23 protein-coding genes are annotated in these 23,329 nt (G+C 59.4%); 14 read left to right on the forward strand and 9 right to left on the reverse strand.

The window, feature by feature from the left end; all coding sequences use genetic code 11:
• The 4 genes from PMI30_RS29120 to PMI30_RS29105 all read left to right on the forward strand — a co-directional run.
• The coding region (locus PMI30_RS29120; protein ID WP_008004927.1) for an amino acid ABC transporter substrate-binding protein at positions 1-836 on the forward strand (836 nt) is incomplete at its 5' end.
• Between the two features lie 65 nt (positions 837-901).
• The gene (locus tag PMI30_RS29115; RefSeq protein WP_008004931.1) at positions 902-2,083 is read left to right on the forward strand and encodes an amino acid ABC transporter permease; all 1,182 of its coding nucleotides are present in this window, start codon (positions 902-904) and stop codon (positions 2,081-2,083) included.
• A gap of 10 nt (positions 2,084-2,093) precedes the next feature.
• Entirely contained in the window at positions 2,094-3,191 is a 1,098-nt protein-coding gene (locus PMI30_RS29110) for an amino acid ABC transporter permease (protein ID WP_008004932.1), read from the forward strand.
• A 10-nt stretch (positions 3,192-3,201) separates the two neighbouring features.
• Positions 3,202-3,966: an amino acid ABC transporter ATP-binding protein gene (locus tag PMI30_RS29105; protein ID WP_007905492.1), complete on the forward strand. Its 765-nt coding sequence runs from the start codon at positions 3,202-3,204 to the stop codon at positions 3,964-3,966.
• Between the two features lie 66 nt (positions 3,967-4,032).
• Here the strand turns inward: PMI30_RS29105 and PMI30_RS29100 are convergent, their stop codons facing one another.
• Both PMI30_RS29100 and PMI30_RS29095 read right to left on the reverse strand, forming a co-directional pair.
• The gene (locus tag PMI30_RS29100; protein ID WP_007905494.1) at positions 4,033-4,521 is read right to left on the reverse strand and encodes a type II toxin-antitoxin system MqsA family antitoxin; all 489 of its coding nucleotides are present in this window, start codon (positions 4,519-4,521) and stop codon (positions 4,033-4,035) included.
• Positions 4,518-4,829 (reverse strand): type II toxin-antitoxin system MqsR family toxin, encoded by a 312-nt coding sequence (locus PMI30_RS29095; RefSeq protein ID WP_007905496.1) that lies wholly within the window; start codon positions 4,827-4,829, stop codon positions 4,518-4,520. The genes PMI30_RS29100 and PMI30_RS29095 overlap by 4 nt, the downstream gene beginning before the upstream one ends.
• A gap of 167 nt (positions 4,830-4,996) precedes the next feature.
• On the opposite strand from PMI30_RS29095, the gene PMI30_RS29090 reads away from it, so the two are divergent.
• The 5 genes from PMI30_RS29090 to PMI30_RS29070 all read left to right on the forward strand — a co-directional run bounded on the left by PMI30_RS29090 (position 4,997) and on the right by PMI30_RS29070 (position 8,918).
• Positions 4,997-5,656, forward strand: a complete 660-nt coding sequence (locus PMI30_RS29090; RefSeq protein ID WP_008004936.1) for a FadR/GntR family transcriptional regulator — start codon at positions 4,997-4,999, stop codon at positions 5,654-5,656.
• Entirely contained in the window at positions 5,646-6,962 is a 1,317-nt protein-coding gene (locus tag PMI30_RS29085) for a CynX/NimT family MFS transporter (RefSeq protein ID WP_008004939.1), read from the forward strand. The genes PMI30_RS29090 and PMI30_RS29085 overlap by 11 nt, the downstream gene beginning before the upstream one ends.
• A gap of 100 nt (positions 6,963-7,062) precedes the next feature.
• Positions 7,063-7,533, forward strand: coding sequence for a nuclear transport factor 2 family protein (locus tag PMI30_RS29080; protein ID WP_008004941.1), 471 nt, complete (start codon positions 7,063-7,065; stop codon positions 7,531-7,533).
• A gap of 40 nt (positions 7,534-7,573) precedes the next feature.
• Entirely contained in the window at positions 7,574-7,894 is a 321-nt protein-coding gene (locus PMI30_RS29075; protein WP_008004942.1) for a GIY-YIG nuclease family protein, read from the forward strand.
• 88 nt (positions 7,895-7,982) lie between these two features.
• Positions 7,983-8,918 (forward strand): glutathione S-transferase family protein, encoded by a 936-nt coding sequence (locus PMI30_RS29070; protein WP_008004943.1) that lies wholly within the window; start codon positions 7,983-7,985, stop codon positions 8,916-8,918.
• Positions 8,919-9,023: 105 nt separating this feature from the next.
• Here PMI30_RS29070 and PMI30_RS29065 read toward each other — a convergent pair whose 3' ends face one another.
• Positions 9,024-9,374 (reverse strand): glutaredoxin family protein, encoded by a 351-nt coding sequence (locus PMI30_RS29065; RefSeq protein ID WP_008004944.1) that lies wholly within the window; start codon positions 9,372-9,374, stop codon positions 9,024-9,026.
• Positions 9,374-10,378 (reverse strand): nucleoid-associated protein YejK, encoded by a 1,005-nt coding sequence (gene yejK, locus PMI30_RS29060; protein ID WP_007905511.1) that lies wholly within the window; start codon positions 10,376-10,378, stop codon positions 9,374-9,376. Before yejK ends, PMI30_RS29065 begins: the two co-directional genes overlap by 1 nt.
• A gap of 498 nt (positions 10,379-10,876) precedes the next feature.
• Between yejK and PMI30_RS29055 the strand changes: the two genes are divergently transcribed.
• Positions 10,877-11,158: an HU family DNA-binding protein gene (locus PMI30_RS29055; RefSeq protein WP_007905514.1), complete on the forward strand. Its 282-nt coding sequence runs from the start codon at positions 10,877-10,879 to the stop codon at positions 11,156-11,158.
• A gap of 107 nt (positions 11,159-11,265) precedes the next feature.
• Here the strand turns inward: PMI30_RS29055 and rlmF are convergent, their stop codons facing one another.
• The 5 genes from rlmF to PMI30_RS29030 all read right to left on the reverse strand — a co-directional run bounded on the left by rlmF (position 11,266) and on the right by PMI30_RS29030 (position 17,970).
• Entirely contained in the window at positions 11,266-12,288 is a 1,023-nt protein-coding gene (gene rlmF, locus PMI30_RS29050; RefSeq protein ID WP_007905515.1) for a 23S rRNA (adenine(1618)-N(6))-methyltransferase RlmF, read from the reverse strand.
• 230 nt (positions 12,289-12,518) lie between these two features.
• Entirely contained in the window at positions 12,519-15,365 is a 2,847-nt protein-coding gene (locus PMI30_RS29045; RefSeq protein ID WP_008004946.1) for a valine--tRNA ligase, read from the reverse strand.
• A gap of 227 nt (positions 15,366-15,592) precedes the next feature.
• The gene (locus PMI30_RS29040; RefSeq protein WP_008004947.1) at positions 15,593-15,982 is read right to left on the reverse strand and encodes a hypothetical protein; all 390 of its coding nucleotides are present in this window, start codon (positions 15,980-15,982) and stop codon (positions 15,593-15,595) included.
• 8 nt (positions 15,983-15,990) lie between these two features.
• Positions 15,991-16,419, reverse strand: a complete 429-nt coding sequence (locus tag PMI30_RS29035) for a DNA polymerase III subunit chi (protein ID WP_008004948.1) — start codon at positions 16,417-16,419, stop codon at positions 15,991-15,993.
• A 60-nt stretch (positions 16,420-16,479) separates the two neighbouring features.
• A complete protein-coding gene (locus PMI30_RS29030; protein ID WP_008004949.1) occupies positions 16,480-17,970 on the reverse strand; it encodes a leucyl aminopeptidase in 1,491 nt (496 codons plus the stop codon).
• Between the two features lie 296 nt (positions 17,971-18,266).
• Here PMI30_RS29030 and lptF point away from each other — a divergent pair, with 296 nt between their 5' ends.
• From lptF to lepB, 4 genes are all read left to right on the forward strand, one after another.
• On the forward strand, positions 18,267-19,385 hold the full coding sequence (gene lptF, locus PMI30_RS29025) for an LPS export ABC transporter permease LptF (protein WP_008004951.1): 1,119 nt from the start codon (positions 18,267-18,269) through the stop codon (positions 19,383-19,385).
• On the forward strand, positions 19,378-20,439 hold the full coding sequence (lptG, locus tag PMI30_RS29020; protein WP_008004953.1) for an LPS export ABC transporter permease LptG: 1,062 nt from the start codon (positions 19,378-19,380) through the stop codon (positions 20,437-20,439). Before lptF ends, lptG begins: the two co-directional genes overlap by 8 nt.
• Positions 20,440-20,610: 171 nt before the next feature.
• Positions 20,611-22,410, forward strand: a complete 1,800-nt coding sequence (lepA, locus tag PMI30_RS29015; protein ID WP_007905525.1) for a translation elongation factor 4 — start codon at positions 20,611-20,613, stop codon at positions 22,408-22,410.
• Positions 22,411-22,415: 5 nt separating this feature from the next.
• The gene (gene lepB, locus PMI30_RS29010; RefSeq protein WP_008004955.1) at positions 22,416-23,270 is read left to right on the forward strand and encodes a signal peptidase I; all 855 of its coding nucleotides are present in this window, start codon (positions 22,416-22,418) and stop codon (positions 23,268-23,270) included.
• Positions 23,271-23,329: the final 59 nt, after the last annotated feature.

A 23,329-nucleotide genomic window follows, 5' to 3' on the forward strand; every position in this document is an offset into this window, starting at 1 on the left:
GCCGCGCGGTGGCTGCTGCCGTATTCGGCGACGCGACCAAGGTCAAATTCAGCCAGTTGAATGCCAAGGAGCGTTTCACTGCTCTGCAATCCGGCGAAATCGATGTGCTGTCGCGCAACTCCACCATGACCAGCTCTCGTGACGCGGGCATGGGCCTGAAGTTTCCAGGCTTCATCACCTACTACGACGGCATCGGCTTCCTGGCCAACAGCAAACTGGGCGTCAAGAGCGCCAAGGAACTGGACGGTGCAACCATCTGCATCCAGGCCGGTACCACCACTGAGCTGAACGTCTCCGACTACTTCCGCGCCAATGGCCTGAAATACACCCCGATCACTTTCGACACCTCTGATGAAAGCGCCAAGTCGCTGGAATCCGGTCGTTGCGACGTGCTGACCTCCGACAAGTCCCAGCTGTTCGCCCAGCGCAGCAAGCTGGCCTCGCCGAAGGACTACGTCGTTCTGCCGGAAACCATTTCCAAGGAACCACTGGGCCCGGTCGTGCGTAACGGCGACGATGAGTGGCTGGCTATCGTGCGCTGGACGGGCTATGCCCTGCTCAACGCCGAAGAAGCAGGCGTGACCTCGAAAAACGTCGAAGCTGAAGCCAAGTCCACCAAGAACCCTGACGTCGCTCGTATGCTGGGCGCTGACGGTGAATACGGTAAAGACCTGAAACTGCCGAAAGACTGGGTCGTGAAGATCGTCAAGCAAGTCGGCAACTACGGTGAGATGTTCGAGCGCAACCTCGGCAAGGACACTCCGCTGCAAATCGACCGCGGCCTGAACGCGCTGTGGAACGCTGGCGGCATCCAATACGCACCACCAGTGCGCTGATGGTTCTATCACCCGGCGGGCCAACCGCCGGGTGATGTTCTGTTCCATTATTTCCGGGGCACTTCATGCAAAATTCAATCGGCGCACCAAAGCAGAGGTTCAGCCTCAGCGATCCACGAGTGCGTGCGTGGCTGTTTCAGATCATCACGGTTGTCGCCGTGGTCGGGATGGGTTGGTACCTGTTCGACAACACGCAAACCAACCTTCAGCACCGGGGCATTACCTCCGGTTTCGACTTTCTTGAGCGCAGTGCCGGTTTCGGCATCGCTCAGCACCTGATCGACTACACCGAATCGGACAGCTATGCCCGTGTGTTCGTCATCGGTTTGCTCAACACCCTGCTGGTCACCTTTATCGGTGTGATCCTGGCGACGATCCTCGGTTTCATCGTCGGTGTGGCACGGCTGTCGAAGAACTGGATCATTGCCAAGCTGGCGACGGTGTATGTAGAGGTCTTTCGTAACATTCCGCCGCTGCTGCAAATCCTGTTCTGGTACTTCGCGGTGTTCCTGACCATGCCGGGGCCACGCAACAGCCATAACTTCGGCGACACCTTCTTCGTCAGCAGCCGCGGCCTGAACATGCCCGCGGCGTTGGCGGCGGATGGTTTCTGGCCGTTTGTGGTGAGCATCGTCGTGGCCATCGTGGCCATCGTGCTGATGTGCCGCTGGGCCAACAAGCGTTTCGAAGCAACCGGCGTACCGTTCCACAAGTTCTGGGTCGGCCTGGCGATGTTTCTGGTGATTCCTGCGCTGTGTGCCTTGATCTTCGGCGCACCACTGCACTGGGAAATGCCGGAGCTCAAGGGCTTCAACTTCGTCGGTGGCTGGGTGCTGATCCCGGAACTGCTGGCGCTGACCCTGGCCTTGACGGTGTACACCGCGGCGTTTATCGCCGAGATCGTGCGTTCGGGCATCAAGTCGGTCAGCCACGGCCAGACCGAAGCGGCCCACTCGTTGGGGCTGCGCAACGGTCCGACCCTGCGCAAGGTGATCATTCCGCAAGCCCTGCGCGTGATCATTCCACCGCTGACCAGCCAATACCTGAACCTGGCGAAAAACTCCTCGCTGGCGGCCGGTATCGGTTATCCGGAGATGGTGTCGTTGTTTGCCGGTACGGTGCTGAACCAGACCGGGCAGGCGATCGAAGTCATTGCCATCACCATGAGCGTGTACCTGGCGATCAGTATCAGCATTTCCCTGCTGATGAACTGGTACAACAAGCGCATTGCGCTGATCGAGCGGTAAGGAAGAGCGCATGACGACTCATACTTTCAAACCCGACATGCCACCACCGAGCAGTAGCATCGGTATCGTGGCGTGGATGCGGGCGCACATGTTCTCCAGCTGGATCAACACCCTGCTGACGCTGTTCGCGTTCTATCTGATCTACCTGATAGTTCCCCCTATCTTGAGCTGGGCGATTCTCGACGCCAACTGGGTCGGTACCACCCGCGCCGATTGCACCAAGGAGGGCGCCTGCTGGGTGTTCATCCAGCAGCGCTTCGGCCAGTTCATGTATGGCTACTACCCGACAGACCTGCGCTGGCGCGTAGACCTGACCGTGTGGCTGGCGGTGATTGGCGTGGCGCCGCTGTTCGTCGCACGCGTTCCACACAAGGCAATCTACGGTCTGAGCTTTCTGGTGCTCTATCCGATCATTGCCTACCTCCTGCTGCACGGTGGCCTGTTCGGTCTGAGCAACGTGGCGACCAGCCAGTGGGGCGGCCTGATGCTGACCCTGGTGATCGCTACCGTCGGTATCGTCGGTGCATTGCCGCTGGGTATCGTTCTGGCCTTGGGCCGGCGTTCGAACATGCCGGCGATTCGCGTGGTCTGCGTGACCTTCATCGAGTTCTGGCGCGGCGTGCCGTTGATCACGGTGCTGTTCATGTCTTCGGTGATGTTGCCGTTGTTCCTGCCCGAAGGCATGAACTTCGACAAACTGCTGCGGGCGCTGATCGGCGTGATCCTGTTCCAGTCGGCCTATATCGCTGAAGTGGTGCGCGGCGGTCTGCAAGCGATCCCCAAAGGTCAGTACGAAGCGGCTGCAGCGATGGGCCTCGGATACTGGCGCAGCATGGGCCTGGTGATTCTGCCGCAAGCCCTGAAGCTGGTGATCCCTGGCATCGTCAACACCTTCATTGCGCTGTTCAAGGACACGAGCCTGGTGATCATCATCGGCCTGTTCGACCTGCTCAACAGCGTCAAGCAAGCCGCCGCCGACCCGAAATGGCTGGGCATGGCCACTGAAGGCTATGTGTTCGCGGCCCTGGTGTTCTGGATTTTCTGTTTTGGTATGTCGCGCTATTCCATGCATCTGGAACGCAAGCTCGACACTGGCCACAAGCGTTAGGAGTTCTGTAATGAGCGAAGCAATCAAAAAGCCTGTGAGCCCTGAAGGCATTATTCAGATGCAGGGCGTGAACAAGTGGTACGGCCAGTTCCACGTGTTGAAAGACATCAACCTGAACGTCAAGCAAGGCGAGCGTATCGTCCTGTGCGGCCCGTCGGGTTCCGGCAAATCCACCACCATCCGTTGCCTCAATCGTCTGGAAGAACACCAGCAGGGCCGCATTGTGGTCGATGGCGTGGAGCTGACCAACGACCTCAAGCAGATCGAAGCGATCCGCCGTGAAGTCGGCATGGTGTTCCAGCACTTCAACCTGTTCCCGCACCTGACCATCCTGCAGAACTGCACCCTGGCACCGATGTGGGTACGCAAGATGCCCAAGCGCAAGGCCGAAGAGATCGCCATGCATTACCTGGAGCGCGTACGCATTCCGGAGCAGGCGCATAAATACCCGGGGCAACTGTCTGGTGGTCAGCAACAGCGTGTGGCGATTGCCCGTGCCCTGTGCATGAAACCGAAAATCATGCTGTTCGACGAACCGACTTCGGCACTCGACCCAGAGATGGTGAAAGAGGTTCTGGACACCATGATCGGCCTGGCCGAAGACGGCATGACCATGCTCTGCGTGACCCACGAAATGGGCTTCGCCCGTACCGTGGCCAACCGCGTGATCTTCATGGACAAGGGTGAAATCGTCGAACAGGCCGCGCCGAACGACTTCTTCGATAACCCGCAGAACGAGCGCACCAAACTGTTCCTGAGCCAGATTCTGCATTGATTGGCGCTTGGCAGTGAAATAAACCCGGACAGTGTTCCGGGTTTATTTTTTGTTCTGCGTATGGGGTCAGGAGGTGAGCTCTGCCTCCCGTTCCGGATGGCGAGCGGCCAATAGTTGTTTGAGGGCGGCACCTTCGTTCAAGACCTGAATTTCAGCCAGCAAATAGGGATGACGATCCAATAGCTGCATTAGTGTGAGTAACGGTTTTGGTGCAGGTAGCTCGCCTCGTTCATACCGCGAAAAAGCATTGTTCCCACCGCCGGACAGCAACTGCACTGCGTTTTTTTGCGTAAGATGGAGTTTACGGCGGATGCGCTTTATCTCGGAGCCGATCAGTTGCAAGCAGTCCTTGAGCAACTGATCGCCTGCTTCCGAATAACGGTCAGCGCTGTCGGTGTCATGATCGAATTCGATTTCCCCGCAAACTCTGCATTCCCAGCCCGCAAGATTGTTAACAAGTCGAGACATTTGTTTGTAATTGACGGAGAGGGTGCGTCCTTCAAAGTGCCCCATTCCATCGTGAGTACCGCAGTTGACGCATTGCTGCGTTCTCATAGGTTTTTCTCCTTGAAGGAGACTACCGGATGTCCACCACCGGGGCGGTAAGACACTTTGATGTAAATCTCCATTCCATGAAATGTTGTGTGATAAACGTCTTGCCAGACCCGATGGTCGACATAGGTGGTCATGGATTTGAAGAGCATTCGGCGTTCCAGTGCGCTGGTCGCCTGGATCATTTGGCAGAGGTTTAAGCCCATGTCATTGCCTGATTCCAGAGCCCGTCGGGTGAATGCCTTTCTGCCCAGCCTGACAATCTCCGCCTTGACCACTGCCAAGTCGTAGTGGGGGGTATTCTTTTCCATAAGAAGCCGCTTGCCCTGTCCCTGAAATTACCCTTAAAGGGTAATTTTGACTAATCGAAAATCCCGCTCCTTCTCCTGCCCTTTGAACGTAGGCGGTTGCCGTCCTACACGTAGCTGACTAACATGTCAGAAAATTCATCCTATGATTGGATGAAAGGGCGAATCCTATGTCAGACATTTCTCCATTAATTAAACGATCCCTGGTCGATCAGGCCCTGGACCAGCTACGCCTGCGCATCAATCAAGGCATCTGGACGGTCGGCCAGCGCTTGCCCACCGAGCCGGAGCTGGCGACTGAGCTGGGCATCAGCCGCAACACGGTGCGTGAAGCCATGCGCGTGTTGGCGTTTTCCGGGTTGATCGAGATTCGCCAGGGCGACGGCAGCTATCTACGGGCGGTGATTGATCCGCTGGACACCATGAAGGCGCTGTCCCGTTGCACTCAAGAACAGGCTCGGGAAACCCGGCACATTCTGGAAGTTGAAGCCATGGGCCTGGCTGCGTTACGCCGTACCGATGAAGACCTGGTGGCATTGCGCGAAGCGCTAGGCGTCAGCGGCAGTCACTACCACGGCGATCTCGACACCTACATCGCCTGCGATCTGGTGTTTCACCGTCGACTGGTGGATGCGGCGCACAACCCGACACTCAGCGAGCTGTATCGCTATTTCTCCAGCATCGTCGGCGCGCACTTGCGCCAGACCCTGAACATCTCACCCCGACGCCAAGCGGTGTTCGACCTTCATGTCGAACTGCTCGATGCCGTCGAGCAACGCGACCCGGAACGGGCCAAAGCCCTGTCGAGGCAGTTGATCAATGAACCTTGAAACCGAGAACCCCATGTCCAGCCAGCAGGCCAGCAACAGCAGCATTATTGAGCGCAAGCGTACGGCGGAGCTCGAAGAGCTGTTGATCGACGCCGAGGCCGATGACGAGCAGGTTCAGCAAAGTCACCCGGTCCTTCAGCGGCCGTGGCTGTTGTTGCTCGGGCTGATTCTGGTGGCGCTGAACCTGCGTCCGGCGCTGTCGAGCATGGCGCCGATGCTCAGCGAGGTCTCGAAAACACTGGGGTTATCGGCTGCGCTGGCCGGTTTGCTGACGACCTTGCCAGTACTCTGTCTCGGTCTGTTCGCGCCATTGGCGCCAGTGCTGGCGCGACGTTTTGGTGCCGAACGGGTGGTGTTGGGGATTCTCCTGATGCTGGCCGGCGGGATCATTTTGCGCAGTTCGTTCGGCGAAGTTGGTTTGTTCGCTGGCAGCGTGCTGGCCGGCGCCAGCATCGGGGTGATCGGCGTGCTGCTGCCCGGCATTGTCAAACGCGACTTCCCGAAACAGGCTGGCACCATGACCGGCGTCTACACCATGGCCCTGTGCCTGGGCGCGGCCATGGCGGCCGGGGCGACCGTGCCGTTGAGCGAACATTTCGACAAAAGCTGGGCCTTGGGTCTCGGCTTCTGGGTGGTTCCAGCGTTGGTCGCGGCGATTTTCTGGCTGCCGCAAGTGGGTCAGAAACACGGCGCGCATCATGTTGCCTATCGGGTCCGAGGGCTGTTGCGTGATCCGCTGGCCTGGCAAGTGACCTTGTACATGGGCCTGCAATCGTCTTTGGCCTACATCGTGTTTGGCTGGCTACCGTCGATTCTGATCGGCCGCGGCCTGACGCCAACCCAGGCCGGTCTGGTGCTTTCGGGGTCGGTGATTGTCCAGTTGATCAGCTCGCTGGCGGCACCCTGGCTGGCGACCCGTGGCAAGGATCAGCGATTGGCGATCGTGATCGTCATGGCAATGACGCTCGGCGGTCTGTTCGGTTGCCTTTATGCACCGATCGATGGCTTGTGGGGCTGGGCGATCCTGCTGGGATTGGGGCAGGGCGCCACGTTCAGCCTGGCGCTGACCCTGATCGTGCTGCGTTCGCGGGATGCTCATGTCGCGGCCAACCTGTCGAGCATGGCCCAGGGCTTCGGTTACACCCTGGCGTCCATGGGACCGTTCGCGGTTGGCGTGGTGCATGACTGGACCGGCGGCTGGAGCGCCCTGGGCTGGATCTTCGGCGTCATTGGCCTTGGCGCAATCATTGCCGGCCTGGGTGCCGGGCGTTCGCTGTACGTGCAGGTCGAAAGCGAAAAGATCTGATTTGCACACACTGTCGGTATTCGGAGTGCGAATGCTGATGGTGTTTCGTCCGCTTGCAGATTATCGTGCTGGCAATCTGCCTATTCTCCGGAGCCTGCCCATGAGTGATGCCCACAACGCCTTGATCACCCGGTTCTACCAAGCCTTCCAGCGGCTGGATGCCGAGGCCATGAGCGCCTGCTACACCGACGACGTGGTGTTCAGTGATCCGGCGTTCGGCGAACTGCGCGGACGCGATGCCGGCGACATGTGGCGCATGCTCACCACCCGGGCCAAGGATTTCTCCCTGACCTTCGATAACGTGCGCAGCGATGAGCGCACCGGTGGTGCCCATTGGGTGGCGACGTACCTGTTCAGCCAGACCGGCAACATCGTGGTCAACGACATCCAGGCACGTTTCGTGTTTCGCGACGGCAAGATCTGCGAGCATCACGACAGCTTTGATCTGTGGCGCTGGTCGCGTCAGGCGCTGGGTTTCAAAGGGCTGTTGCTGGGTTGGACGCCAGTGGTGAGTAACGCCGTTCGTGCTCAAGCGTTGAAGGGGCTGAAGGCATTCCAGGCCAGTCGCTGATAAGATCGCGGCTTGTTTCCTCTCAAGCCTTGATCGTCACGTGAACACATCGAGCGAATCTTCCGTCATTGCCGCCGAACCGCCGCTGCCCGTCAGCAAACCCTGGTTCGTCTACCTCGTTCGCGCGGCCAATGGTTCGCTCTACTGCGGGATCAGCGACGATCCCGTTCGCCGCTTCGCCACTCACCAAAGTGGCAAGGGCGCGCGCTTCTTTCTGTCCAGTCCTGCCGTGGCATTGGTTTACACCGAAGTCTGCCGCGATAAAGGCGAAGCACTGCGCCAGGAGCGCCTGATCAAAAAACTCAAGAAAAGCGCCAAGGAATGTCTGGTGGCGAGCGCGGCTGCGGGCTTATCAATCTGACTGATAAGCGCCCATCAGGCAGATGGGTAGGCTGCTTGTGGATTGCGCGTTAAGCTGCGGGCTCCTTATCCGAGCTGCGGAGCCGAGCATGCCCGAGTTGATTCTGCATCATTACCCGACGTCCCCTTTCGCCGAAAAGGCCCGGTTGCTGCTGGGCTTCAAGGGGCTGTCCTGGCGCTCGGTGAACATCTCGCCAGTGATGCCCAAGCCCGATTTGACGGCGCTGACCGGCGGCTACCGCAAGACGCCGGTGTTGCAGATTGGCGCTGATATTTATTGCGACACCGCGTTGATGGCTCGTCGTCTGGAGCAGGAAAAAGCCTTGCCGGCGTTTTTCCCGGAAGGCCAGGAAATGATCACCGCAACCTTCGCGGCGTGGGCCGATTCGGTGGTGTTCCAGCATGCGGTCAGCCTGGTGTTCCAGCCAGCGTCGGTGGCGGTGCGCTTTGGCAAGTTGTCGCCGGAAGCGATCAAGGGGTTCCTGGCCGATCGCGCTGGTTTGTTCAGCGGTGGCAGCGCCACCCGATTATCGGCCGAGCAGGCTCGGCATCAGTGGCCAACGATCATGGCGCGTCTGGAGCAGCAGCTTCAGCGTGAGCAGGGTGATTTTCTGTTCGGCGAGCCGTCGATTGCCGACTTTGCCCTGGCTCACCCGTTGTGGTTTCTCAAGGCGACGCACGTGACGTCACCGTTGGTGGATGCTTATCCGGCCGTTTCGGCGTGGTTTGGTCGTGTGATGGGCTTTGGTCATGGCGCGTTCAGCGAGATGACGGCCGAGGAAGCCTTGGCGATTGCCCGCAACGCCACACCGGCGGCGTTGCCGGATGAGCAGTTCGATGAGCCGAACGGGTTCGAGGTTGGCCAGCAGGTGGTGATCGCCGCGACTGATTACGGCGTTGATCCGGTGGCGGGTGAGTTGTTGTTTGCGGGCAGTGAAGAATTGATTCTGCGCCGCGAAGACGAGCGGGCCGGCGTGGTGCATGTGCACTTTCCACGGTTCGGGTTCCGAATCGAAAAACGCTGAACCCCGTAGGAGCGAGGCTTGCCCGCGAAGAACGATGACGCGGTACAACAGATACGCCGCGTTATCGTTCTTCGCGGGCAAGCCTCGCTCCTACAGGTTTTGTATTTACTTCAATGCAGCAAGAACCTTGTCCGGGTCATACCCGCGTATCAACGTCCCGTTCACATCGATCAGCGGAATCCCGCGTCCTCCGAGCGCCTCGTAGGCCTTGCGCGCCAGGGCATCTTTTTCGATATCGAATTCCTTGTACGCAATGCCCTTCTGGTCGAGAAAGCGTCGGGTCAGCTTGCAGTAGCCACACCACTCGGTGGCGTAGAGCACGACGTTGGCCTTGGCCTGGGTCTGCTCGGACACCACCTGCGAGGGGTGAAACACCCGCTCGATCTTGCCCCAGTTCTGGTAAACCACGACCACCAGCAGAATCAGCAGGCATTTCTTCAATACGCCGCCGAGCATCAGTTGCGTCGCTTGAGCTGGTCGGTCAATTGGGTCGGCAGGCCTTTGATGATCAGCGTACCGGCTTCTTCGTCGTATTCGATCTTCGAGCCCAGCAGGTGCGCTTCGAAGCTGATGGACAAGCCCTCGGCACGGCCGGTGAAGCGGCGGAACTGGTTCAGGGTGCGCTTATCCGCAGGGATCTCGGGCGACAGGCCATAGTCTTTGTTGCGGATGTGATCGTAGAAAGCTTTCGGGCGTTCTTCGTCGATCAGCCCGGACAACTCCTCCAGGCCCATGGGCTCGCCCATTTTTGCCTGGCTGCTGGCGTAATCCACCAGGGTCTTGGTCTTTTCGCGCGCGGACTCTTCCGGCAGGTCTTCGCTTTCGACGAAGTCACTGAAAGCCTTGAGCAGGGTGCGGGTTTCGCCGGGGCCGTCGACGCCTTCCTGGCAGCCGATGAAGTCGCGGAAGTATTCCGAAACCTTTTTGCCGTTCTTGCCTTTGATGAACGAGATGTACTGCTTGGACTGTTTGTTGTTCTGCCACTCGGAGACGTTGATCCGCGCTGCCAGGTGCAACTGGCCAAGATCCAGATGTCGTGAAGGGGTCACGTCCAGCTGATCGGTCACTGCCACGCCTTCGCTGTGGTGCAGCAGGGCGATGGCGAGGTAATCGGTCATGCCCTGCTGGTAATGCGCAAACAGCACGTGGCCGCCCACAGAGAGGTTCGACTCTTCCATCAGCTTCTGCAGATGTTCCACCGCCACCCGGCTGAAGGCTGTGAAGTCCTTGCCGCCGTCGAGGTATTCCTTCAGCCAGCCGCTGAACGGATGCGCCCCGGACTCGGCATGGAAGAAACCCCAGGCCTTGCCTTGTTTGGCGTTGTAGCTCTCGTTGAGGTCGGCAAGCATGTACTCGATGGCGCTGGACTCGGCCAGTTCGGAATCGCGGGCATGAAGAACTGCGGGTGTGCCGTCGGGTTTTTTGTCGATCAGGTGGACGATGCAATGACGGATCGGCATGGGCTTCTCGGCTGGTTGAAGAGAGGAGGGCGTGCTCCCCCGAAAAAGCGCTCAGTGTACCCGATTCTCTCGACAGGACGTTGTAACCGTCCCCCTGTAGGAGCTGCCGAAGGCTGCGATCTTTTGATCTTGTTTTTAAAAAATCAAAGTCAAAAGATCGCAGCCTTCGGCAGCTCCTACAGGGGGGTGCGGGGTAAAACAGGGGCGCGCGACCGGGCTTATGCAGTTTTTTACCGATTTAGAGCAATAAAGCTGACCAAATGGGTAGCTAGAGGCGGATATTTCCCCGTCTCTGTGCTAGTTTTGCCCGGTCTTACGCGAAGTCACAGCGTTAAGCGTGCATTCAGCATTTGTCAGGTCGAACCAAACCCTGATTTCGGTATCTATAACCCCGACTCGTCGTGGTTATGGCCGAGGGTGCCAGATCCAGAAGATCGGGCTCGATGGCTGACACTGCACTCTGCAATCCATATGAATTTGATAGGGAAGGAACATTACATGGCTCTTACTAAAGACCAACTGATCGCCGACATCGCTGAAGCTATCGACGCGCCAAAAACCACCGCGCGTAACGCTCTGGACCAACTGGGCCAAATCGTTGCCGATCAGCTGGAAAACGGCGGCGAAATCACCCTGCCAGGTATCGGCAAGCTGAAAGTGACTGAGCGTCCTGCCCGTACCGGCCGCAACCCTTCGACTGGCGCTGCCATCGAAATCGCTGCCAAGAAAGTTATCAAGCTGGTTGTGGCCAAAGGCCTGACCGACGCTGTTAACAAGTAAGACTTGTTAAAAAAAACCGTGCTCCGGAGCAATCCGGGCACGGTTTTTTTGTGCGTGCGATTTACCACAAACACCGCGCCCACAGTTGATCTCCGGCGGTCAGTTACTCAGCTTTTACGCGCCCAACGTTCGCGCCAGACCTGCTGTTCGGATTTGGTCTGGAACGTCCAGGCAACGAAGCGGCTTTGCTTCTGCCCTTGGGACATTTCCACGACCTGGCTTTCCAATACGCCGGCCTTTTTCAGTGCCGTCTGGATCGCAGGCAGGTTTGAGGCTTTCGAGACCAAGGTGCTGAACCAAAGCACTTTGTGTTGAAAATGCGCACTCTCGGCAATCAGTTGCGTCACAAACCGTGCTTCGCCGCCTTCACACCACAGTTCGGCCGATTGACCGCCAAAGTTCAGCACTGGCAGTTTGCGTTTCGGGTCGGCGCGGCCCAGTGCGCGCCATTTACGCTCGCTGCCCTTGGTTGCCTCGTCCATCGAGGCGTGGAACGGCGGGTTGCACATGGTCAGGTCAAAGCGTTCGCCGGGCTCGAGCAGGCCCAACAGAATGTGCTTGGGATTGCTTTGCTGACGCAGCTGGATGGCTTTGTTCAGCCCGTTGGATTGCACGATGGCTTTGGCGGCGGCCACGGCCGTCGGGTCGATTTCCGAGCCGAGGAAGTGCCAGCGGTAGTCGCTGTAGCCGATCAACGGATAGACGCAGTTGGCGCCCATGCCGATATCAAGCACCTTGACCGGCGCACCGCGAGGAATCTCGCCATCGTTGACGCTGGCCAGCAGGTCGGCCAGGAAATGCACGTAGTCAGCGCGGCCCGGCACCGGTGGGCACAGGTAATCGGCCGGGATGTCCCAATGGGCGATGCCGTAGAACGATTTGAGCAGCGCCCGGTTGAACACCCGAACCGCGTCCGGGCTGGCGAAGTCGATGCTTTCCTTGCCATACGGGTTGATGATCACGAACTTCGCCAGTTCCGGCGTGGTTTTGATCAGCGCCGGGAAGTCATAACGACCCTGGTGGCGATTGCGCGGATGCAGGCTGGCCTTCTCGCGGGGTTCCACGGCTTTGGCCGGGGTAGCGGAGTCAGGCTTCTTGCGCGCAGGTCTTGGGGTGCGGGGGGCGTTCATGGGCGTTGTCGATTCGGGTATGGCTAAAAGTGGCGGGTATTGTCCCACAGACAATGGCAGCGCGGGGGATCCCGTAGGAGCGAGGCTTGCCCGCGAAGGCCGCGACACGGTCAATCAGGTACACCGCGTTATCGTTCTTCGCGGGCAAGCCTCGCTCCTACAGAAAGCGAAAAGGGCGGGCATGAAAAAGGGAGGCCATCTGGCCTCCCTTTTTCATTGCGACTTGCCGTTTACAGACTGGCAATCCGCGCATGCTGCTCCGCCAGCTTGCCTAAGGCCTGTTCAGCCTCGGCCAGTTTGGCGCGTTCCTTTTCAATGACTTCGGCCGGAGCCTTGTCGACGAAACCGGCGTTGGAGAGCTTGCCGCCGACGCGCTGAACTTCGCCCTGCAGACGCAGGATTTCCTTGTCCAGGCGTGCCAGTTCGGCATCTTTGTCGATCAGGCCAGCCATCGGCACCAGCACTTCCATCTCGCCAACCAGTGCGGTGGCGGACAGCGGTGCTTCTTCGCCGGCCTTCAGGACGGTGATCGATTCCAGACGCGCCAGCTTCTTCAGCAGCGCTTCGTTCTCGGTGAGACGACGCTGATCTTCGGCGCTGACGTTTTTCAGGAACAGGTTCAGCGGCTTGCCTGGACCGATGTTCATCTCGCCACGGATGTTACGCGTGCCGAGCATCAGGCCCTTGAGCCATTCGATGTCGTCTTCGGCGCCCTGATCGATGCGTGCTTCGTTGGCCACTGGCCAAGGTTGCAGCATGATCGTCTTGCCTTCGATACCGGCCAGCGGCGCGACGCGCTGCCAGATTTCCTCGGTGATGAACGGCATGAACGGGTGCGCCAGGCGCAGCGCGACTTCCAGCACTCGAACCAGCGTGCGGCGGGTGCCGCGCTGACGTTCGACCGGTGCATTTTCGTCCCACAGCACAGGCTTGGACAGTTCCAGGTACCAGTCGCAATACTGGTTCCAGATGAACTCGTACAAGGCTTGTGCGGCCAGGTCGAAGCGGAACTGATCAAGCTGACGAGTGACTTCGGCTTCAGTGCGTTGCAACTGCGAAATGATCCAGCGATCCGCCAGGGACAGCTCGTAGGCTTCGCCGTTCTGACCGCAGTCTTCGCCCTTGTCCAGCACGTAGCGCGCAGCGTTCCAGATCTTGTTGCAGAAGTTGCGATAGCCTTCGACGCGGCCCATGTCGAACTTGATGTCGCGACCGGTCGATGCCAGCGAGCAGAACGTGAAGCGCAGGGCGTCGGTGCCGTAGCTGGCGATGCCGTCGGCGAACTCGTCGCGGGTCTGCTTCTCGATCTTCTTCGCCAGTTTCGGCTGCATCATGCCGGAGGTGCGTTTCTGCACCAGCTCTTCCAGCTCGATACCGTCGATGATGTCCAGCGGGTCCAGGACGTTGCCCTTGGACTTGGACATCTTCTGGCCCTGGCCATCACGCACCAAGCCGTGCACATAAACGGTCTTGAACGGAACCTGCGGCGTGCCGTCTTCGTTTTTCACCAAGTGCATGGTGAGCATGATCATCCGGGCAACCCAGAAGAAAATGATGTCGAAACCGGTCACCAGCACGTCGGTGGAGTGGAATTTTTTCAGGAATTCGGTTTGCTCCGGCCAGCCGAGCGTGGAGAAAGTCCACAGGCCCGAGCTGAACCAGGTATCCAGAACGTCGTTGTCCTGTTGCAGCGCAACGTCCGGGCCGAGGTTGTTCTTGGCACGCACTTCGGCTTCGTCGCGACCGACATAGACTTTGCCCGACTCGTCGTACCAGGCCGGAATCCGGTGGCCCCACCACAGCTGACGGCTGATGCACCAATCCTGGATGTCGCGCATCCACGAGAAGTACATGTTTTCGTATTGCTTTGGCACGAACTGAATGCGGCCGTCTTCAACCGCTGCGATGGCCGGTTCGGCCAATGGCTTGGTGGAAACGTACCACTGGTCGGTCAGCCACGGCTCGATGATGGTGCCGGAGCGGTCGCCTTTCGGCACTTTCAGGGCGTGATCGTCGACGCTGACCAGCAGGCCGGCGGCTTCGAAGGCGGCCACGATTTCCTTGCGGGCCTGGAAGCGGTTGAGGCCGACGTATTCGGCGGGCAGCGTGCCGTCGATTTGCTCGTTGACGCTGCCGTCGAGGTTGAACACCTGGGCTGCGGGCAGAACATTGGCATTTTTGTCGAAGATGTTCAGCAGCGGCAGGTTGTGGCGCTTGCCGACTTCGTAGTCGTTGAAATCGTGGGCCGGGGTGATTTTCACGCAACCGGTGCCGAATTCAGGATCGCAGTAATCGTCGGCGATGATCGGGATGCGGCGGCCAACCAGCGGCAGCTCGACAAATTTGCCGATCAGGGCTTTGTAGCGTTCATCGTTCGGGTTAACGGCCACGGCGGCGTCGCCGAGCATGGTTTCCGGACGCGTGGTCGCGACGATCAGGTAATCCTTGCCTTCAGCGGTTTTGGCGCCGTCGGCCAGCGGGTACTTCAGGTTCCACAGGAAACCTTTCTCGTCGTGGTTTTCAACTTCGAGGTCGGAAATCGCCGTGTGCAGCTTGGTGTCCCAGTTGACCAGACGCTTGCCGCGGTAGATCAGGCCGTCTTCGTGCAGGCGCACGAACGCTTCTTTTACCGCTTCCGAGAGACCGTCGTCCATGGTGAAGCGCTCACGGCTCCAGTCCACGGACGAGCCGAGGCGGCGGATCTGACGGCTGATGTTGCCGCCGGACTGATCCTTCCACTCCCAGACTTTCTCGAGGAATTTCTCGCGGCCCAGATCGTGGCGATTCTGGCCCTGGGCTTCGAGTTGGCGCTCCACCAGCATTTGCGTGGCGATACCGGCGTGGTCAGTGCCCGGCTGCCACAGGGTGTTGCGACCCTGCATGCGGCGGAAACGGATCAGGGCGTCCATGATCGCGTTGTTGAAGCCGTGACCCATGTGCAGGCTGCCGGTGACATTCGGCGGCGGGATCATGATGGTGTAGGACTCGCCCGCGCCTTGCGGGGCGAAGTAATTCTCAGACTCCCAGGTGTTGTACCAGGAAGTTTCAATGGCGTGCGGCTGGTAGGTCTTATCCATGCGCGGCGGGACCCTATTGGCATTTATTCAGGAAAAGCCGGCAAGTATAGCGGGGCGTGGGGCGTAGGGCGACTGTGGCGAGGGGGTTTACCCCCGTTGGGTCGCGAAGCGGCCCCCAAAACCTGCCATCGTGGTGTGTCCGGCGGACCGCATGCTCAGGTTTTGCGACTGCTTCGCAGCCGAACGGGGGTAAACCCCCTCACCACAGAAGCCCGCTCGGCTCTGGGTTATTCGTACTGGCTGAGCAACCGCTCCATCCGCGCGTCGAGGCGGCGTTTGATTTCGGTTTCGATGTGCGGGGCGAAGTCGTCGATCACGTCTTGCATGATCAATAGCGCGGCGGCGCGCAGTTCGCTGTCCAGGTGCAGCAGGGCGTCGGGGCCTTTGCTCGCGACAGGCGACGGTTGCGCGGCTGGGGCGGGCGGCGGTGTCGTTTCGAGCGGTTGCGGCGCATTGCCGACGGCGTCGAACAGCATGGGAATCTGTTCCTGATCACCTTCGATGACCGTGTCGGTCAGCAAGGGCGGTTGCAGGTTGTCATCGCCGAGCAGTTGGCGGATCGACTCGAGGTCATCCAGCAGATGCGCGGAATTTTTCTGCGGTTTTGGAGTGTCCATCGGAATGCTCAGAGTCGCTGTAAACGGTGATCTTGCAGAGGATAGCCCTGTTCGCGGTAGAAACGGAAACTCTCCCGCGCAGCCGTACGAATCGTCGGATCTTCCACCACCACTTCCGCCACGCGGGCGAACTGTTTGGCAAATACCGGGACTTTCAGATCGAGATTGACCAGCAGATCCTGATGCTGACCGCAGTCATCGCCAAGACCCAGGACAATCAAACCCTCCGGCTCGCTTTCGGCGGGGCCGTGGGGCACGAAGCTTTCGCCCTTGAAGGCCCACAAACGCGCATCGAGGTCATCACGCTGGGCGGCATCGCTGCAGTGCAGGTAAATGCGATGGCCCATGCGCCAGGCTTTTTCGGTGAGCTTGCAGGCGAAATCCAGCCGTGCCGAAGGATCGGCGCTGGGCAGGATATAGAAGTCGACTTTGGTCATTGCGGTTCCTGAGCCCTGAGCGGCGCCACTGGTCAGTGGCACCGCTCGGGGTCATCGGTTTCAGGCTTTGGCGCGGTCCAGCAGGTATTGGGTCAGCAGGGGAACCGGACGGCCAGTGGCGCCCTTGTCCTTGCCGCCGCTGGTCCAGGCCGTGCCGGCGATGTCCAGGTGCGCCCAGTTCAGGTTTTTGGTGAAGCGCGACAGGAAGCAGGCAGCGGTGATGGTGCCGGCTTTCGGGCCGCCAATGTTGGCGATGTCGGCGAACGGGCTGTCCAGCTGCTCTTGATATTCATCGAACAGCGGCAGTTGCCAGGCGCGGTCGTCGGCGGATTGGCCGGCGCTCAGCAGTTGGCCGATCAGCTCGTCGTTGTTGCCCAGCAGGCCCGAGGTGTGGGAACCCAGCGCAACGACGCAAGCGCCGGTCAGGGTGGCGATGTCGATTACCGCTTGCGGCTTGAAGCGTTCGGAGTAGGTCAGGGCATCGCACAGCACCAGACGGCCTTCGGCGTCGGTGTTGAGGATTTCCACAGTCAGGCCGCTCATGGTGGTGACGATGTCGCCCGGACGCGAAGCGTTGCCGCTCGGCATGTTCTCGGCGCAGGCCAGGATGCACACCAGGTTGATCGGCAGTTTCAGCTCAAGCACGGCACGCAAGGTACCGAACACGCTGGCGGCGCCGCCCATGTCGTACTTCATTTCATCCATGCCGGCGCCCGGCTTGAGGCTGATGCCGCCGGTGTCGAAGGTAATGCCTTTGCCGACCAGTGCGTACGGCTTCTCGGATTTCTTGCCGCCGTTGTATTGCATGACGATCAGGCGCGGCGGCTGGGCGCTGCCCTGACCAACAGCGTAGAACGAGCCCATGCCCAGGTCCTTGATCTTCTTCTCATCGAGGACTTCGACTTTCAGGCTCTTGAATTCTTTGCCCAGGTTCTTGGCTTGCTCGCCCAGGAACGTCGGGTGGCAGATGTTTGGCGGCAGGTTGCCCAGGTTACGGGTGAAGGCCATGCCATTGGCGATCGCGGTAGCGTGGGCCACGGCGCGTTCGACTTCAGCCTGTGCGGCCTTGATGGTCACCAGGGTGACTTTCTTCAGGGCGAGCGGGTCGGCTTTCTGGCTCTTGAACTGGTCGAAGGTGTATTCGCCATCTACCAGGGTTTCTGCCAGCAGGCGGGTCTTGCCATAGCTGTCGCGGCCTTTGACCACGACTTCGTCCAGGGCCAGCACTGCATCGCTGCCGCCCAGGCCTTTAAGGGTGTTGAGGATGCCGGCGATGATTTTGCGGAACGGGCGATCGCCCAGCTCTTCATCCTTGCCCACGCCCACCAGCAACACGCGCTCAGCCTTGAGGTTGGGCAGGCTGTGCAGCAACAGGCTCTGGCCGACTTTGCCGGCCAGGTCGCCGCGCTTGAGCACGGCACTGATGGTGCCACCGCTCAGCTCGTCGAGTTGTTTGGCAACGGCGCCGAGTTTGCGGCCTTCGCCGACGGCGACCACCAGCGTGGCGGTCTTCAACGTTTCCGGGCTAACGCTTTTTACAACCAGTTCCATGTCTGGGTCCCTGAATGAGTGGTCAAAGTGCGCGGCGCGCAGAGGCTTGCTTATAAGTAGAAAGACGCAGGTAGCAGTGCCAGCGACAAAGGCCGCAGTTTGAACCTCGCTACCGGCGCCTGACAACCCTCGGTCGTGCGAACTTCGGTGGTTCAGGTGTCTGCTTGAGCATGCGCAGTGACAGGCGCACCCAATCACAGGATAATGCGCCATCTTTTTCGGCGGCTCTGCCCTGCGGGCCGACCGATACGTTTGTTTGTTTGGCCGCTTAGCCTGACAACCCTGGAGTGTCTGGTTTGATTGTCTTCCGTTACCTATCCCGCGAAGTCCTGTTGACCTTGAGCGCCGTCAGCGCCGTGCTGCTGGTCATCATCATGAGCGGACGCTTCATCAAATACCTCGCCCAGGCGGCTTCTGGCCTTCTGGACCCGGGTTCGCTGTTCCTGATCATGGGGTTCCGTCTGCCGGGTTTCCTGCAGTTGATCCTGCCTTTGGGGCTGTTTCTCGGGATATTGCTGGCCTACGGCCGTCTGTACCTCGACAGCGAAATGACCGTGCTGTCCGCCACCGGCATGAGTCAGCAGCGACTGTTTCGCATCACCCTGTTTCCGGCCACGCTGGTTGCTCTGGTAGTCGCATGGCTGAGCCTGAGCCTGGCGCCACAGGGTGCCAACCAGTTCCAGTTGCTGCTGAACAAACAGGATGCGATGACCGAGTTCGACACCCTCGAACCAGGCCGTTTCCAGGCCTTGCGCGACGGCACTCGAGTGACCTACACCGAACAACTGTCGGATGACCGCATTAATCTGGGCGGCGTGTTCATTTCGCAGAAAAATATAAACTCCGACAAAAAGGATCGCGGGATTTCCGTATTGGTGGCCGAGAAGGGGCGCCAGGAAATTCGTCCCGACGGCAACCGCTACCTGATTCTCGACAACGGCTACCGCTACGACGGCAATCCGGGTCAGGCCGATTACCGTGCCATCAAATACGACGAGTACGGCGTATTGCTGCCCAAGCCGGACGTCAGTGACGAAGTCACTGACCGTGACGCGATGAGCACCCGCTCCCTGCTGGGCAGCGATGACATTCGCTCGCGTACCGAACTGCAATGGCGTCTGTCTCTGCCATTGCTGGTCTTCATCGTGACCCTGATGGCGGTGCCGCTGTCGCGGGTCAACCCGCGCCAGGGCCGTTTCCTCAAGCTGCTGCCGGCGATTCTTCTTTATATGGCTTACCTGACCATCCTGATTGCCGCTCGCGGCGCCCTCGAAAAGGGCAAGATCCCGTCGGCATTGGGCTTGTGGTGGGTACATGCGATCTTCCTGGCCATTGGCCTGGGCTTGCTGTACTGGGAGCCGTTGCGCTTGAAGATGGCGAGTCGCCGCAGTGCGCTGGAGGTGGCCCGTGGATAAGCTCGATCGCTACATCGGTAGCAGCGTGTTCGTCGCGATCCTGGCAGTGCTGGGGATCATCCTCGGCCTGGCCACGCTGTTTGCCTTCATCGATGAAATGAGTGAGGTCAGCGATACCTACACTCTGATGGATGTCCTGAGCTATGTGCTGCTGACCGCGCCGCGCCGTCTGTACGACATGTTGCCGATGGCGGCGCTGATCGGTTGCCTGATCGGCCTCGGCAGTCTGGCCAGCCACAGTGAACTGACCATCATGCGCGCTGCGGGCGTGTCGCTCGGGCGGATCGTCTGGGCTGTCATGAAGCCGATGCTGCTTTTGATGGCGGTGGGGCTGGTGATTGGCGAGTACGTCGCGCCGGCCACGGAAGTCACCGCCCAGGCCAACCGCTCGCTGGCCCAGGGCAGTGGCGACGCGCAAAGCGCCAAGCATGGTCTGTGGCACCGGCAGGGTGACGAGTTCATTCACGTCAACTCTGTGCAACCCAATGGTCTGCTGTACGGCGTGACCCGTTATCGCTTCGACGATCAACGCCACATGTTGTCTTCGAGCTTCGCCAAACGCGCGGAATTCGATACGGATCACTGGCAGCTGAGCGACGTCACGACCACGTTGTTCCATGACAAGAGCACCGAAGTGGTGACGACTCCGGTGGAGCGCTGGGAAGTAGCCTTGAGCCCACAACTGCTGAGCACCGTGGTGATGGCGCCTGAATCACTGTCGATCACCGGTCTGTGGAGTTACATCCACTACCTGGCTGACCAGGGCCTGAGCAACGGTCGTTACTGGCTGGCGTTTTGGGTCAAGGTGTTGCAGCCGCTGGTGACCGCTGCATTGGTGCTGATGGCGATTTCCTTCATCTTCGGCCCGTTGCGTTCGGTGACCCTCGGTCAGCGGGTCTTTACCGGTGTGCTGGTGGGTTTCACCTTCCGCATCGTCCAGGATTTGCTGGGCCCTTCGAGCCTGGTATTCGGTTTCTCGCCGCTGTTTGCGGTACTGGTACCGGCCAGTGTCTGTGCCCTGGCCGGTGTCTGGTTGTTGCGCCGGGCCGGTTGATCGCGGGTTTTTCCCGATGTGGCTTGTCACTCAAAACGCCCCTGTCGCAAGACCGGGGCGTTTTTGTATGCGCCGTCTGACCTGCGAACGTGACGCTTGCGCCGTGGATCAGGTACAATTCCCGGCTATTTTTCGGCGGGCTATGCCTGCAGCCTTTTTGAGTGTTGATCCGTGAGTGATTTGAGTCATATCCGCAATTTCTCCATCATCGCCCACATTGACCATGGCAAGTCGACGCTGGCCGATCGCTTCATCCAGATGTGCGGCGGCCTTGCCGAGCGCGAAATGGAAGCCCAGGTGCTGGACTCCATGGACCTGGAACGTGAACGCGGGATCACCATCAAGGCCCACAGCGTCACCCTTTATTACACCGCTCGCGATGGCATCAAGTACCAGCTGAACTTCATTGACACCCCCGGCCACGTCGACTTCACCTACGAAGTCAGCCGGTCGCTGGCGGCCTGTGAAGGTGCGTTGCTGGTGGTCGATGCCGGTCAGGGCGTTGAAGCGCAGTCGGTTGCCAACTGCTACACGGCGATCGAGCAGGGCCTGGAAGTCATGCCAGTCCTGAACAAGATCGACCTGCCTCAGGCCGATCCGGACCGCGTCAAAGAAGAAATCGAGAAAATCATCGGCATCGATGCCACCGATGCGGTCGAGTGCAGCGCCAAGACTGGCCTGGGCGTCGACGAAGTGCTCGAACGCCTGGTTCACACCATTCCCGCGCCGACCGGCAACTACGAAGATCCGCTGCAAGCGTTGATCATCGACTCCTGGTTCGACAACTACCTGGGCGTTGTTTCCCTGGTTCGCGTGCGTCACGGTCGTGTGAAGAAGGGCGACAAGATCCTCGTCAAGTCCACCGGCAAGATCCACCTGGTGGACAGCGTCGGTGTATTCAATCCGAAACACACCCCTACCGTCGACCTGAAGGCCGGTGAAGTGGGCTTCATCATCGCCAGCATCAAGGACATTCACGGTGCGCCAGTGGGCGATACCCTGACCTTGAGCTCGACGCCGGACGTCGATGTGCTGCCAGGCTTCAAACGCATTCAGCCGCAGGTGTACGCCGGTTTGTTCCCGGTCAGCTCCGACGACTTCGAAGACTTCCGCGAGGCGCTGCAAAAGCTCACCCTCAACGATTCGTCGTTGCAATACACACCGGAAAGCTCAGACGCACTGGGTTTCGGCTTCCGTTGCGGCTTCCTCGGCATGCTGCACATGGAAATCATCCAGGAGCGCCTGGAGCGCGAATACAACCTGGACCTGATCACCACGGCGCCGACGGTAATCTTCGAGCTGCTGCTCAAGACCGGCGAGACGATTTATGTCGATAACCCGTCCAAGCTGCCGGACCTGTCGTCGATCGAAGACATGCGTGAGCCGATCGTGCGGGCCAATATCCTTGTGCCGCAAGAGCACCTGGGTAACGTCATTACCCTGTGTATCGAAAAGCGTGGCGTGCAGCACGACATGCTGTTCCTCGGTACCCAGGTACAAGTGACCTACGATTTGCCGATGAACGAAGTGGTCCTCGACTTCTTCGACCGTCTGAAATCCACCAGCCGTGGCTATGCTTCGCTGGATTACCATTTCGATCGTTACCAATCGGCTAGTCTGGTGAAACTGGACGTGCTGATCAACGGCGACAAGGTCGACGCCCTGGCGTTGATCGTGCACCGTGACAATGCGCACTACAAAGGTCGCCAGTTGACCGAGAAGATGAAAGAACTGATTCCGCGGCAGATGTTCGACGTGGCAATCCAGGCCGCCATTGGCGGGCAGATTGTGGCGCGGACAACCGTCAAGGCGCTCAGAAAGAACGTATTGGCCAAATGCTACGGTGGTGACGTCAGCCGTAAGAAAAAGCTGCTGGAAAAGCAAAAGGCCGGTAAAAAACGCATGAAGCAGGTCGGTAACGTGGAAATTCCACAAGAAGCCTTCCTTGCTGTGCTCAGGTTGGATAGTTAGGTCCTATGTCACTAAATTTCCCGCTGTTGCTGGTCATCGCCGTGTTCGTCTGCGGCCTGTTGGCGTTGCTCGATCTGCTGTTCCTGGCGCCACGGCGCCGGGCTGCCATTAACTCCTATCAAGGAAGCGTCAGCCAGGCTGACATGGTGGTGGTCGAGAAACTGAACAAAGAGCCGCTGCTGGTCGAATACGGCAAGTCGTTCTTCCCGGTGTTGTTCATCGTGCTGGTGCTGCGTTCGTTCCTGGTGGAACCGTTCCAGATTCCTTCCGGCTCGATGAAACCAACCCTGGACGTCGGCGACTTCATTCTGGTGAACAAATTTTCTTACGGGATCCGCCTGCCGGTGATCGACAAGAAAGTCATCGAAGTCGGTGATCCGCAGCGCGGCGATGTGATGGTGTTCCGCTACCCAAGCGACCCGAACGTCAATTACATCAAGCGCGTGGTGGGCCTGCCGGGTGACCAGATTCGCTACACCGCTGACAAGCGCCTGTTCGTCAACGGTGAGTCGATCGCCGAACAACTGGTTGGCTCCGAGCCGGGCACGTTGGGCAGCGCCGAGCTCTACAAGGAAAAACTCGGCATCGCCGAGCACCTTATCCGCAAGGAAATGAGCCGCTACCGCGCAACGCCGGATCATTCGTGGACCGTGCCTGCCGGGCACTACTTCATGATGGGCGACAACCGCGACAACTCGAACGACAGTCGCTACTGGGATGATCCGAGTATTCCCAAGGATCTGCTGGGCATGGTTCCCGACAAGAATATCGTCGGCAAGGCCTTCGCAGTCTGGATGAGCTGGCCGGAACCCAAACTCAGTCACCTGCCGAATTTCTCGCGGGTTGGCCTGATCAAGTAATCACACACGGCGCTGTTGAACACAGCGCCGAATGCATTTCTGGAGTCGGCATAATCGAC

Origin of the sequence: Pseudomonas sp. GM50, assembly GCF_000282375.1 — a bacterium.
GTDB lineage: Bacteria > Pseudomonadota > Gammaproteobacteria > Pseudomonadales > Pseudomonadaceae > Aquipseudomonas.